The organism is Asaia sp. As-1742 (genome assembly GCF_011753235.1).
Lineage (GTDB): Bacteria > Pseudomonadota > Alphaproteobacteria > Acetobacterales > Acetobacteraceae > Asaia > Asaia bogorensis_B.
The window spans coordinates 171,857-184,881 of the sequence record NZ_VWWA01000002.1; the positions used below are offsets into that span (position 1 = coordinate 171,857).

Annotated in this window: 12 protein-coding genes; 4 read left to right on the top strand and 8 right to left on the bottom strand. The window is 60.4% G+C overall.

The genetic code is table 11. The features are described 5' to 3' along the window. Positions 1 to 2: 2 nt before the first annotated feature. The 3 genes from F3J08_RS03495 to gap all read right to left on the bottom strand — a co-directional run bounded on the left by F3J08_RS03495 (position 3) and on the right by gap (position 2,957). The gene (locus tag F3J08_RS03495; protein WP_122040366.1) at positions 3 to 527 is read right to left on the bottom strand and encodes a hypothetical protein; all 525 of its coding nucleotides are present in this window, start codon (positions 525 to 527) and stop codon (positions 3 to 5) included. A gap of 166 nt (positions 528 to 693) precedes the next feature. Continuing rightward, a complete protein-coding gene (locus tag F3J08_RS03500; protein ID WP_122050608.1) occupies positions 694 to 1,911 on the bottom strand; it encodes a phosphoglycerate kinase in 1,218 nt (405 codons plus the stop codon). 26 nt (positions 1,912 to 1,937) lie between these two features. Further along, positions 1,938 to 2,957 carry a type I glyceraldehyde-3-phosphate dehydrogenase gene (gene gap / locus F3J08_RS03505; protein WP_035444442.1) on the bottom strand — a complete coding sequence of 340 codons (1,020 nt, stop codon included), beginning with the start codon at positions 2,955 to 2,957 and terminating at the stop codon, positions 1,938 to 1,940. 171 nt (positions 2,958 to 3,128) lie between these two features. Between gap and F3J08_RS03510 the strand changes: the two genes are divergently transcribed. Both F3J08_RS03510 and F3J08_RS03515 read left to right on the top strand, forming a co-directional pair. Next, positions 3,129 to 3,614, top strand: coding sequence for a hypothetical protein (locus F3J08_RS03510; RefSeq protein WP_146926520.1), 486 nt, complete (start codon positions 3,129 to 3,131; stop codon positions 3,612 to 3,614). Positions 3,615 to 3,823: 209 nt separating this feature from the next. Beyond that, positions 3,824 to 4,741 (top strand): formyl transferase, encoded by a 918-nt coding sequence (locus F3J08_RS03515; RefSeq protein WP_166928454.1) that lies wholly within the window; start codon positions 3,824 to 3,826, stop codon positions 4,739 to 4,741. Positions 4,742 to 4,915: 174 nt separating this feature from the next. Here F3J08_RS03515 and F3J08_RS03520 read toward each other — a convergent pair whose 3' ends face one another. Continuing rightward, complete coding sequence (locus F3J08_RS03520; protein WP_166928455.1) at positions 4,916 to 6,319, bottom strand: RtcB family protein; 1,404 nt, start codon at positions 6,317 to 6,319, stop codon at positions 4,916 to 4,918. 185 nt (positions 6,320 to 6,504) lie between these two features. On the opposite strand from F3J08_RS03520, the gene F3J08_RS03525 reads away from it, so the two are divergent. After that, positions 6,505 to 8,079 carry an RNA repair transcriptional activator RtcR family protein gene (locus F3J08_RS03525; protein WP_166928456.1) on the top strand — a complete coding sequence of 525 codons (1,575 nt, stop codon included), beginning with the start codon at positions 6,505 to 6,507 and terminating at the stop codon, positions 8,077 to 8,079. 131 nt (positions 8,080 to 8,210) lie between these two features. Here the strand turns inward: F3J08_RS03525 and F3J08_RS03530 are convergent, their stop codons facing one another. From F3J08_RS03530 to F3J08_RS03540, 3 genes are all read right to left on the bottom strand, one after another. Further along, positions 8,211 to 9,278 (bottom strand): thioredoxin family protein, encoded by a 1,068-nt coding sequence (locus F3J08_RS03530; protein WP_166928457.1) that lies wholly within the window; start codon positions 9,276 to 9,278, stop codon positions 8,211 to 8,213. A gap of 85 nt (positions 9,279 to 9,363) precedes the next feature. Then, on the bottom strand, positions 9,364 to 10,830 hold the full coding sequence (locus tag F3J08_RS03535; protein ID WP_166928458.1) for a PLP-dependent aminotransferase family protein: 1,467 nt from the start codon (positions 10,828 to 10,830) through the stop codon (positions 9,364 to 9,366). Positions 10,831 to 10,845: 15 nt separating this feature from the next. Continuing rightward, entirely contained in the window at positions 10,846 to 11,499 is a 654-nt protein-coding gene (locus tag F3J08_RS03540) for an FMN-dependent NADH-azoreductase (protein WP_166928459.1), read from the bottom strand. 197 nt (positions 11,500 to 11,696) lie between these two features. Between F3J08_RS03540 and F3J08_RS03545 the strand changes: the two genes are divergently transcribed. Continuing rightward, complete coding sequence (locus F3J08_RS03545; RefSeq protein WP_166928460.1) at positions 11,697 to 12,149, top strand: carboxymuconolactone decarboxylase family protein; 453 nt, start codon at positions 11,697 to 11,699, stop codon at positions 12,147 to 12,149. Between the two features lie 249 nt (positions 12,150 to 12,398). Here F3J08_RS03545 and F3J08_RS03550 read toward each other — a convergent pair whose 3' ends face one another. Beyond that, positions 12,399 to 12,884 (bottom strand): hypothetical protein, encoded by a 486-nt coding sequence (locus F3J08_RS03550; protein ID WP_166928461.1) that lies wholly within the window; start codon positions 12,882 to 12,884, stop codon positions 12,399 to 12,401. Positions 12,885 to 13,025: the final 141 nt, after the last annotated feature.

The window sequence follows — 13,025 nt, forward strand, 5'->3', positions numbered from 1 at the left end:
GTTCAATCCATGGGGATTGCGACGGCAACGCCCGCGGCCATCGATCCATGCCCGCGTCTCTGGTCGTTGGCACCCGCGCCGCCGGCCAATGCATCGCCAACCTGATGATGGTTACGCTGGAAGAAATCGGGGCGCAGTTTCGTATCGTCATCCCCGCCACGCTCTTTGGGGGCGTCGAGCGAGTCATCGGGCAAGGGCGCTTCGGTAAAGCCGTCATGCGATGCCGGTGCTTGCGCCCTGACGGTTAGAGAGGCCTGTCTGATCAGGGGGGCGTCTGCCGTTTCGGGCTCCAGTGAGAAAGCCGAAACCGTGTTGAGCCCTGAGTGGAGAGACCGCGCATGGCTGGGTGTTTTTCGCGTCTCGGCTTCGGGCGTCACCGCCTTTTTGGGGGCGGGGCCATTGCCTGGCTGGGCCGGGGAGGCGTCAGGCGGCGCAGACTGTCCTGCGACACCGGTTTCCGCTGCATGAAGCGGGGCGATGGAGGCGCAACTCACAAGGCCGAGTATCAAGGCAGAATAGAAACGCAACAGCGCGATCCTCTTTCCGTTGGTGCAGTATTTCACGAAAATACCGGACTCGATTACCGGCTGACGCGACTGTATCCAGGTCAGAAAATCTTATGCAACCGAAACCCGCCGATTGTATCACGATGTCATCAAACGTGATGCAACCCGGCGGGTAAGCTTTTCCCGATCAGATCGGGAAAGCGTTGTGGGCAGCGTCGGTGAGCACTGCAATACCGGGCAGAAGCTTGCCCTCAAGCCATTCGAGGAAGGCACCGCCAGCTGTCGAGACATAGCTCATCTGGTCGGCAGCCCCGGCGTGGCGCAGCGCCGAGACGGTATCGCCACCACCGGCGATGGTCTTGAGCTTGCCTGCCTTGGTCAGTTCAGCCGCCTTGCGGGCGACAGAAACCGTGGCCGTATCGAAAGGCTTGATCTCGAAGGCGCCGAGCGGACCATTCCAGACAAGGGTCTTGAGACCCTCGAGCTTGGCGTTGATCAGCGCGATTGTCTTGGGGCCAGCATCGAGAATCATGGCATCGGCCGGAACGGCGTGGATGTCACAGACTTCCGAAGGGGCACCCTCGCGAAATTCGCGGGCGATCACGGCGTCGACCGGCAGGATGATCTCGCACTTGCCGTCATTGGCCTGTGCCATGATCTTGCGTGCTGTCTCATGCATGTCGGCTTCCTGAAGCGACTTGCCAACAGCAACGCCCTGCGCCGCAAGGAAGGTGTTCGCCATGGCGCCGCCAATGAACAGCACATCGACCTTGCCCAGCACGTTCCCGATGAGATCGAGCTTGGTGGAGATCTTCGCGCCGCCAACAAGCGCACCGACAGGGCGCTCAGGCAGTTCAAGCGCTGCAGTCAGGGCGTTCAGTTCGGCTTCCATCAGGCGACCGGCATAGGCCGGCAGATGATGGGCCAGACCTTCGGTCGAGGCATGAGCGCGATGGGCCGCCGAGAAAGCGTCATTGACATACACATCGCCCAGACGGGCCAGCATGTCTGTAAAAGCCGGATCGTTCTTTTCCTCACCGGCATGAAAGCGGGTGTTTTCAAGAACGCAGACTTCGCCATCCTTGAGGTTGGCAACGGCTTCTTCCGCTTTCGGTCCAACGCAGTCGGACACGAAATGCACCTTGTGCTGGATTTTTGACTCCAGCATTTCGGCAACAGGGGCGAGTGACATGCTGGGCACGACCTGGCCCTTGGGGCGGTCGAAATGGCTCAGGATGATCACGCGCGCGCCCTTGTCGGCCAGCTCGCAGATGGTGGGAATGACGCGATCGATACGCGTCGTGTCCGTGATGGCGCCATCACGCACCGGCACGTTGAGGTCAGCGCGCAGAAGGACGCGCTTTCCCTCAGGAGACAGGTCATCGAGCGTATGGAAACTGGCCATGCTCTTTTCTCCCGGTTTCTTGTTGCTTACAGGCTGCCGAAAAGCGCTGCCGTGTCGGACATGCGGTTCGAGAAGCCCCATTCATTGTCGTACCACGAGCAGATGCGCACCATCTTGCCGCCATCGATCACGGCCGTCTGCGTGGCATCGAAGGTGGAGGAGGCATAGGAGTGGTTGAAGTCCGTGCTCACCAGCGGGGCTTCGTTATAGTCCAGGACGCCCTTCAGCGGGCCTTCGGCAGCGGCGCGCAGGGCGTCGTTGATGGCCTGGACAGAACCCGGTGCGCGGCTCGGGATGAAGTCGAGCGAGACAACCGAAACATTCGGCGTCGGCACGCGGATCGACGTGCCATCCAGACGGCCCTTGAGGTGCGGCAGAACCAGGCCGATGGCCTTGGCAGCGCCCGTCGAGGTCGGGATCATGTTCAGGGCAGCAGCGCGGGCGCGGCGCGGGTCGCGGTGGTGGGTGTCAACCGTGCGCTGGTCACCGGTGTAGGAGTGGATGGTCACCATGTAGCCGCATTCGATACCGAAAGCCTCGTCCAGCACCTTGGCAACCGGTGCCAGGCAGTTGGTCGTGCAGGATGCGTTGGAGATGACCGTCATGTCCTTCGTCAGCATGGCATTGTTCACGCCATAGACGATGGTGGCATCGACATCGGTGCCCGGAGCAGAAATCAGGACCTTGCGTGCGCCAGCCTTGATCAGGGCCGAAGCCTTTTCCTTGCTGGTGAAAAGGCCGGTACATTCCATGGCCACGTCGACGCCTTCGAACGGCACCTTGGTCGGGTCGCGCTCGGCGGAAACACGGATGGGGCCATAGGTGCGGCCATTGGCTTCGATGATCAGGTTGCTGCCATCAACGCGAACCGTGCCGGGGAAACGGCCATGAACGCTGTCATAAGCCAGCAGATGGGCGTTTTCTTCAACCGAGCCGAGGTCATTGATGGCGACCGGCACGACATCCGTACGTCCGCTTTCAATGATGCCACGCAGCACCAGACGTCCGATACGTCCAAAACCGTTGATCGCGATTTTCACAGCCATTGTAGTCTCCCGGCCAGTAGGCGGTTTCGTTATAAGAGATGAAACCATAGCACCCTTGGAAGACGAGACGAGAGGGGGCTACCAAGAATCTTATCGATATTTTCGTGAAAACTGGTCTTTCTGTTCCCGCTCTCTTGCTTGTGTGCGGTCTTCCTGCAAGTTCTTTAGGTCATGACGATGACGAATGCTTCAAATTGTGGTTTCCTGAAATTTCGGTCTTTGGCGATCGCCGGTTTGTGCCTCGTCTCGGGGGCGCTCACGGCCTGTACCCCGCCCGATCAAAGGCTCTTTAACCCCAATGCGGGCAAGCCACCCAAGCCCCATTATCCGCCTGCGCCTCCGGGCAAGCCTGCGCCCGCACCCTTCCTGCAGATTGTTGCAGGCACACCCAAGGCGGAATGGGCCCCAGCTGTCTCACGCAGTACGAAGCTCGCTTTGTCACGCAAGCCCGACCTTCTGTTTGTGGTCACCGTGCTCTCCCCCGAGACGGGCAGTCCGGCAGCGCAGGTAAAATCGATCGAGACACTGACCGAGCAGGACGGCAAGGATGTGGCTGACCAGATCGTGGCATCGGGCGCACCGCCCAATCAGGTCCAGATTGAGGCCAAGACCGATGGTTCCAGCCCCAAGGGGCGTATTCGCGTCGATCTGCGCTAGGCCGCACCACATTTCTGCGCCTGCTGCTTCAAGGCAGGCGGTGCCTTCATGATCGTCCGGGGTGACGCTGGACAAGCCTTCAATGCAGCAGCGAGCGTGGATACCTTCCGGGCAATCCTGCCTGTTTCTGTCTGCTGTCACCCCCTGACAGGACACCCGCCCCGTTGCAGTCAGGTCGGGTGGCGTATTGATTACCGGAGAGACATCACATGAGCTTGCGAAAGGATATCTGGCGAACCGGCATCTTGCAGGCCCCGCTTGCAACGTTGCTCGAAAACCCCGACTGGACAGATATTCCCTGCCACTTTCTGCCGGACATGCCGCGTGACTTCCAGTTTCGCGCCGACCCGTTCGGGGTGTGGCACGAGGGCAGGCTGCACGTCTTTGTCGAGATCTATGACTACCGCAACCGCATCGGCGAGATTGAGGTGCTCATCTACGACCAAGAGTATCGGCTTCTCAGCCAGCAGATCGTGCTGCGTGAGCCCTGGCATCTTTCCTACCCGCAGATCATCGAGGCAGAGGGCGCGTTCTGGATGCTCCCCGAGGCGCATCGCTCGGGAACACAGACACTCTATCGTGCCACGCGCTTCCCCGATCAGTGGGAACCCGTCTGCCAGATCGATCTGGGCGGTGAAGTCGCGGTTGATGCCACGCTCTGCTTCCATGACGATCTGTGGTGGATGATCTACACCCCTGTCGAAGCCGCCAAGAAAGCCCCAAGCCGTCTGCATGTCGCCTACGCCAAAAGCCTGACGGGCCCCTGGACGCGTCATGGTCAGAACCCGATACGCCTCGATCCTTCCAGCGCACGGGCGGGAGGCACGCCGGTCACGATTGATGGAAAGCTCATGCTGCCGGTTCAGGATTGCGCTCATACCTATGGTGGCGCCATCCGTCCCCTCTGGTTCGATGTGCTCACCACCGAGCGCGTTGTAACCCGCAGCGGGCCAGCCTTGCCCATACCGTCGGTTTACGCACCCTATGATGAAGGCATGCACACCCTGTCTGCGGCAGGCGATGTCACGCTGTTCGATATCAAGCGAACAGTTCTGTCGCCGCATGGCCTCATGATTGAGGCTGGACGCGAACTGCGCAAACTGCGCAAGCGCGTGGGTCTGGCCTGATTCATCTCCTCCCGTCCCGAGGGTGAGGCGCGCATGGTATGAGCGCCTCTTCGCCGGCCCGTGCGGAGCCGGAGGTGCCGGTCGTTCCATACCGGCTATACCGACCGGGAGGCTGTCGTCAGGGGTGATATCCTGCGGTGCCGTGCCCGCAGGATACTGGCAGCGCGGTTCGCGCTAGTTCCGGCGACCCGAGCGGTGGCCATTCAGCCAGGGCGGCGCCATATCACCGGCCATGATGCAGCCGACAGGATCGATATAATCCTCGATATCCGCCAGATCATAACGCCCGATCTGCTCCACGACACTTGAAGCCCGTTTGTAGCTCGATGGGAGCTCCGAGACATCGATCCTCCCCCCGAAGAACCGGACATCCAGCCCCTGTGTCTCGGCGGCAAGCAGCGCTTCCGGGGTTGTATCACCCATGCGGCGGCGATGCTCGGTGCGTGACATGTTACGGCCCGCACCATGGGGCGCAAAGCCCAGGGCGTGACCAGCATCGCGCCCCCGTGCGACCAGAACCGGCTCGGCCATGTTGAGCGGGATCAGCACCTTGCCTGTCGCATCACTGGCATAGCTGCCCCAGGCCGGGGTTGCTCCCTTGCCGTGATGGTACAGCCCGTCGCGCTCGAACACGAAATTATGCTCGTTCCAGAAACGCTCTACCGGCGTGGCGCGCAAGCTTTCCGTTACCGCCTGATGAATGGCGTTATGGTTGGCCTTGGTCCAGCGGCGTATGATCTGGAGCGCCTCCCAGTAATCGCGCCCTTCATCACTATCCGCAGGGATCCAGGCATTCTGCCGCGATGTCTCGAGCGACAGGCGACGCCTCCAGCGTTCAGCGACCTCCACACCGGCACGGTAGAGCTGGGCACCTGGCCCGCGTGACCCGTGATGCGTCACGATGGCGGTATGACCTGTCGCACGGGACCGCCCCACAAACAGGAAGTGATTGCCATCCCCCTGCGTACCCATATGGGACTGCGCCGTGTGCAGCATTTTCTGGTGGCTGAGGAACGGATTGGCCCGGAACGCATCAAGCAGATCGAGCGAGAGCGTGAAGCGCCGCCCCTGATCGCGCCCGCCCGCACCGAAATGCGTAACTCCGGAGGCCGCATCGAGCACAGCTACAGGATCGACCATTCCCAGATCCGTCATCATCACCGAACAGCAGATATCGGGTGAATGCATGCCGGGATGGATGGCATTGCGCGTGCTGACAATGCCGCCGACCGGAATAGTGCCGAGCGGCCCCGCCGGGCAGGCATCGGGCATAATGGCTGCCGCTGCCACCGTGGGCGTGCGCATCAGCGTTCGCATCGTCTCGATGACACGCTCACGGTTAAGCGCCTCATCGGGTGTTTCGGCATCCAGCGAAACATGAAGCGGTACTGTATCGGCGTCCTGAAGCGCAAGTTTGGGCGGTAATGGCGCCGGGGCCACGGCAGCGCGTATGGCGGCCTCATCACGCCCTTCTGCTGCCAATGCGCGTGCCTGCTCAAGCGCTGCGCCAAACGCGGGCCCGGGCGTGTGGCCCCATTCAATCAAAATCTTGCCGTCGATCTCTACAGGCGCGCTCATGGCCATGTCCTTTCTTTTCGTCGCTTGCATCTGGCTCAAGCATGGACGGCAGGAGGTTTGGCCGAAAGAAAACCTGCTTTTCAGGATAAGGTACTGATCCGAATAGAGAAAATATATTTATTCGCTAAATTACTCTCTCCGGTTCTGATCTGTACGTATCGTCTTTTATCTGGAATAATCGTCTCATGAGAAACGTGGTTATCGGTCTGCTTGGCGTCAAAATCGATCGCACACGCGGAGTCGGGTCGTGGCAGCCAAGCGCCAGGCTTTGCGGCCATGATTCCCTGCCGGTCGATCGCTTCGAACTGCTCTATCCCGGATATGCCGAGGCACTGGCCCACCACGTTGCACGTGACATCGCGGCCATTTCGCCGGATACCGAAGTGCGTCTGACCGTGCTTGATTTCGACAATCCCTGGGATCTGGAGGAGGTCTATGCCAAGCTCTATGACTTCGCTCTCGCCTATGGTTTCGATGAGGACCGGGAGCGTTACTTCGTCCATCTGACGACAGGCACGCATGTCGCGCAGATCTGCTGGTATCTGCTCACAGAAAGTCGTTATGTCCCGGCGCGCCTTATCCAGATGGAGCCCCCGCGTCCCGATACGGGACCCAACGGGCGCCTGACACTCATCGATCTCGATCTCGCACGATATGACGCGATCAGGCATCGCTTCGAGATCGCCTCTGCCGAACATTCCACCTTGCTGCGTAGCGGTATATCGGGTGCCGACCCCGCGATTGATCGCCTGATCGGGCGGCTTGAGCAGATAGCCCTGAGGTCAGAGGCCCCCATCCTGATTACCGGCCCGGCGGGCTGCGGCAAGAGCACGCTTGCGGCCAATATTCATGACCTGCGTATCCAGCGCCGTTTGCTGCGCGGGTCGCTCGTTCGGGTGGATGGCAGTCTGCTTGCCACGCAGGATGGCACCGCGTTGCTTCTGGGTCAGAAACGAGGCCTCGGCAGCGCGGCCGGGACCGAACGGGCAGGGTTTCTGGCGCAGGCCCATCGCGGCACGCTTCTGATCGACGGCATGGAAAATGTGCCACAGGCCCTGCGCGACACTCTTTTTCGCGCGGCGGTGGTAAAACGCTACCGTCCTTTGGGTGGCGAGACCGATCTGGATGCACAGTTCAGCCTGATTGCGACCGCGCGGGACGGTGCGGGCATGGAGTCCGTTTTTCCCTGGATCATACGTCTACCGTCCTTGCGGGAACGTCTTGTAGATATTGAAGCGGCGTTTGATCACGCGCTTGACACAGCCGAACGCCGTTCGGGAACCAAAACCGGCTTCGCTCCGGGCGCACGGGCGCGCTATATGCGTTTTGCGACATCGATCGATGCGTCCTGGTCGGGCAATTATCGCGATTTGACGGACTCATTGCTCAGGCTATGCACGCTGGCTGAGCGCGGTCGCATCACGGTACCGATGATCGACGAGGAAATTGCAGAGCTGTCGGCGCGCTGGCGCCCCGCAAGGCACGATGCTGCGGGTTCTGTTGCCACAGACGATATGGCCATGCTGGCCGATATCGTTCCGGATCCGGCCGCAATCGATATGTTCGATCGCATCCAGTTGGCTACGGTCGTGCGGATATGCCGCATGTCGTCCACTCTGTCTGACGCAGGGCGAACCCTGTTCTCCGTCTCTCGTACGCAGCGTTCGAGCCGCAATGATGCAGACCGGTTGCGCAAATATCTGGCACGTTTCGATCTGGATTGGGACGCCGTCAGGAAAGGTGGAAAAACGCTCACCTGATCACCAGAATCCTGAACACTGGTGACCATAGCGTCTTGATTCTGGCCCACAGGGGGTTGTTTGCCTGCAACAACTCTCACCCCGAGGGCGCAGATGCTTCCGGGGCGTCCGGCAGCCATCAGGGGGCAGGCTTATTGTTCCTGTCGCGCAAATGCCTTGATCTGCAAGGCCAGATCGGGATCCGATCCGTCGATTATCCGTGACAGGCGGCCGTCTTTCGTAATGAGTGCCACGGCCGGAATCTGACGCACACCAAACCGCGTGAAAGCGAGATTATCCCGATCGAGCAGCACGTGAAATCCGGGGCCGTAAAGGGTCTGGAACGGGCCCATGTCTGCAGGCTCTGTCCAGAGCCTTGCCCCCACGACAACCCAGTCTGCTGCGATGTGCCCAACGAGTTTTTGCGTCACGCGACGTGTGTTGACGCAAGCGCGGGCGGTCGGCGGGTCCATCGTGGCGAGATAGCTTTCGCACCAGGGCGCCGTGAACAGGACAATCTGGGGTTTGTGGCTTCCGGTTGCGCCAGACTGGCGCAGAGGCACCGTGGCACCTGTCGCATCGCTCAGTGTGATCTCGGGAACCCGTTCCCCGGTGGTCAGCGGTGGTGTGGGGGTTATGTCGGCGAAGTGGATCTCACCGGCTGTGCGTGGTCTGGCCGATACCCGCTCAAGCGCTGCATCGAGGGCTGGGCCATCCTGATGGCCGAGATAGGCCAGTCGTCCATCGCGGTCGATCAACACATGCAGGGGAGTGGCACGAATCTGTAGCCAGTCGCTCAGCTTGCCGTCATCCATCACGACCGGCATTGTCAGTCCGGTCTTTTTGACAAAAGCGGCAACCTTGTCCCGGTTTTCGCCAAAGCCGATATCGACGGCAATGACGCTCATGCGTGTCTTGTAGCGCTGATAAAGCGCTTCAAAGCCGGGCATCTGGGCGCGACAGGGAATACAATAGGTGGCCCAGAGTTTGAGATAGACAGGCCCCTTGCGGGTCAGTGCCGCGAGATCCAGCGTCTGCCCGTCCAGCGTTTGCCATTGCAAAGCCGGAATGGCGCGGCCAACCATTTTCGACAGGGCCGGATCTTCGGCAATGAACGCTGCTGAGTCAGGAGCAGGCGCTGTGTCGGCACGCGCCTGACTGGACCCCCAGATTGGAAAAAGAAAGGGAAGAGCCAGAAGGCCGCGTCGGAAGTCCGGCATGGTTGATCGTCCTTGTCCTGAAATTGAAAAGGGGAGGGGGCGTGGGTAGCTGGGTGCGCAAGGAAGCGGGGGCTGTGCCCCCTTGTCAGGGCCCCGTGCCCATAAGGCTCAGGAGTGTCTGACAATCGGCCTCGACCTGCTCGGGGCGTATATTGGCCACGCCCAGCAACACGCCTGACCGGGCGCGTGACCCCTTGGCGAACCACGCCGAGAGTGGCGTAATGCCGAGGGACGCTGCCCGAGCCTGCTGTGCCAGCCGTGCATCATCATAGCCCGAGGGGAGTGGCAGGATGACGGACAGCCCCGCATCATGGGCCACGGGCGCCCGGCAATGCCGCAATGTCTGGTGCAGCAGGTCACGCCGTTGGGAATAGGCCTCGCGTGTGCGTCGCAGATGTCGGAAATAATGCCCTTCGCGCATGAACCGCGTCACGGCAATCTGCACCGCGTTATTGGGCGGGGTGGCCAGCCACCAGGCGGTTTCGGTCAGGCGTTTGAGCAAGCTGGGCGGCGCCACGACAAAGCCGAGCCCGACCATAGGGGCAAGTGTCTTGCTGAATGTGCCGATATGGATCACGCGATCAGCATGCTCACCCGAGGCCAGGGCCGGGGGCGAGCGGCCGTCCAGATGCAGTTCAGCCAGATAATCGTCCTCGATAATCCAGCCATTGCTTTGTCGCGCCCAGTGCAGCAAGGCACAGCGACGCGCTGTACTGAGCGAAACCCCCATGGGTGCCTGCTGACCGGGGGTAACAAGCGCGAATGCTGCACCGGGAGCGGTGGCTTGCCCCTGCGCGACATCCAGCCCTTCGTCATCCACCGCAATCGGTACAGGGTGCACACCGGCACTTTCGAGCGCCATACGCGTGATGGGAAAGCCCGGATCTTCCACCCAGGCCTGTTTGCCTGCGCAATCAATGGCACGCAGGACCATGGCAAGCCCACTGCGAAATCCCGTTGTGATCAGGATCTGATCAGGGCTGCAATCCAGCCCGCGGGCCAGAGCAAGGTGAGAGGCCAGTGCGGTCCGTAATTCTGGCAGGCCGCGCGGGTCCATGACGCCTGTATTGAGCGCAGAAGCCTGCACAGCCTGCCGGTGCAGACGCGCCCAGAGCGTGGCAGGAAACACATCATGCGCGGGAACACCCATCTGGAATGATAGTGGCCGGGTATCCCTCTGCCGGAAAAGGGCAAGAGACCCGTAACCGCTCTCGTCATCCGGGCGCGATGCCGCAGCAGACATCGATGGGTTGGCCGTATCGGCCTGTTTCATTCGGCTTGGCCATTCCGGCGGGGAGGCTATGCGTGTTCCAGCTGCCCCGGCAGTATAAAGCAGATCGCGATCAATGAGCCGATCATAGGCGGCACGCACGGTCCCACGGGCGACGCCAAGTTGCGTCGCCAGATCACGCCAGGACGGCAGGCGACTGCCTTCGGGCAAGGCGCCAGAGCGTATGGCACTTTCGATATGCCCCGCGATCTGCTCGCTCAGGGTTCGCGTGCTCTGCCTGTCGAGTATGAGTCCCGCGAGCGGGACCGTGGGTGCGGTCATGCGTGGAAGCCCGTCTCAGACATGTGGCGCCGGGATGTCGCGTGAAAGTTCGGCCTCGGTGCAGGCGGAAAGGACCGGTGAGAGCGCCGACAGGGCGTTCTCCAGGGCTGCGGCCTTCGCGGAGGCATCGCTAAAAGCCGTACCCTGAACCGAAACAACATGCAGGTTGTGAAGTCCGATACAGCCCAGAACTGCCCTGAGATACGGGGTGAAAAAATCCGGCTGCTGGGCATCGTCGCCAAGAATGACGCCACCTGCCGCGACACCCACAAGCACAGGCCGATCCGTCAGAAGTCCCTTCTTGCCTTGAGCACTTAGCGCAACCGTCCGGTTCACGCGCACGACATGGTCCAGCCAGGACTTAAGGGCGGCGGGAACCGTGAAATTATGCACGGGCGTACCCAGCACCAGAATATCGGCATCCTCGATTTCCCTGATGAGTGTTTCTGACAGGGCAATCGATCCCCGCGCAGCAGGAGGGGGCGTCACATCATCAGGGTGTGCCAGAAGCGCAGCGTAGGGGGCATCGGGCATCGGCAGAGCACTGATATCGCGCCAGACAATGGCAGCACCGGGTTCGAGCGCACGGAGACGCGCAACAATGGCCGCCGAGATAACCCGGCTTTGCCCGTCAGGACGAGGGCTGCAATCGATATGAAGAATTTGCATCGCTTGGGCACCGCAGGACGAGAGAAGAAGAGTGATGGTTCTTGGGTCTATCCGCCCTGCGACGACAGGACCAGAAACCTGTTCTTCGCGTGTACCAAGATGGGAGGTCCAGCTGAAAACATCATTCTTCGTCCTGTCCGATGGTGCAGGACCCATGGGAGGAACGTCGGGACACATCACTACCGGGAGACAAAAACATGCCGCAGCGTCTGGATTATGAAGCGATTGCCCCGCAGGGTGTCAGGGCACTGGGTGACGTCTATCGCTACATTGCCCGTTCGGGACTCGATGCGCTTTTAGTCGAGTTGATCTATCTGCGCATTTCGCAGATCAATGGCTGCGCCTATTGTCTCGATCTCCATACGAAAACCCTGCTCGAAAAGGGCGTTTCCCCACGTAAACTCGGTGTGCTTCAGGCATGGCGTGAGATGGAGGCAACATTCAGCGCGCGCGAATGTGCGGCCCTTGCCTGGGCGGAGAGTGTTACCAGCGTACGAGAGACGGTCATTCCTGATGCCGAGTTTCGTGCGCTCTCCGAGGTGTTCTCTGAAAAGGAATTTGTGGACCTGACCATCGCTGTCGGACTGATGAACCTGTTCAACCGTTTGGCAATCGGTTTCAGGCGCACAAGCGACCCGTTTAACTCATAAGTCCGGATGCCGCGCGGTAATGGCGCATGATGGCCCCGTGACCTTGCATCAACTTCGAGGGGACACGAGGCTCCTCAATTCAGTGATGGGTGCGCATGGTACAAATCTTTTTCGCAGCGAGCCGGTCCGGTTTACACCGAATGCCGCTTGTTACGGTCATTATGTTGCAATGAAATGCTTCTGAAGTGGACAAAAAAAACGACAGTCAGCGTCAACAGTGAAAGAACCGGTTTGTTTTTCCTTTCCTGATCATCGTGGCACGGTCAGAGCGTGCCAGACCCTGCGCCAGAAACGAGCTTCTGCAAGCATGGCCCTGACGACAAGAGGCGGTAATCCAAGATCATTCAGCTTATCTGGATCGCCAGTTTTGCCGAATACAAGTCGCATGGCAGCAATCAGGACGATGCTTTCGCATAGAACGGCGAGGCCGACGCTGATGAAGCGGACCCACCCGATATGAGGGGTTGCACCCTCATCGAAGCCGGGCAGTGTATGGCGTGCTATCCATAAGCCGGAACCTCCAAGAGCAAGGCTGCGCACAAGGCCACGCATGAGCGTGGGAGGGCGATCGCACACCCAGCAAGCAAGGACGAGCGTGCCTATCCACGTCGCACCAATGAGCGTCTGGTGGGCCGCCTTCACTGGGGAATTCTGAAAACCTGAGAGCCACAGAAACACAGCGATGTAGGACATGACGATATAGGGATAGAACCAATGCTTACGCATCAAGGTCATGAGTCACTCCGTTGCGGGTCCGCATCGTATCGCCTTCGATCCTGTAGCGCCAAAATGATGAGCTTCACGATATCGCTCGACTTTCGAGTTCCAATACGGGTGTCGAGCCGGTCCGGAGATGACCGGCGCGCAATCACTACG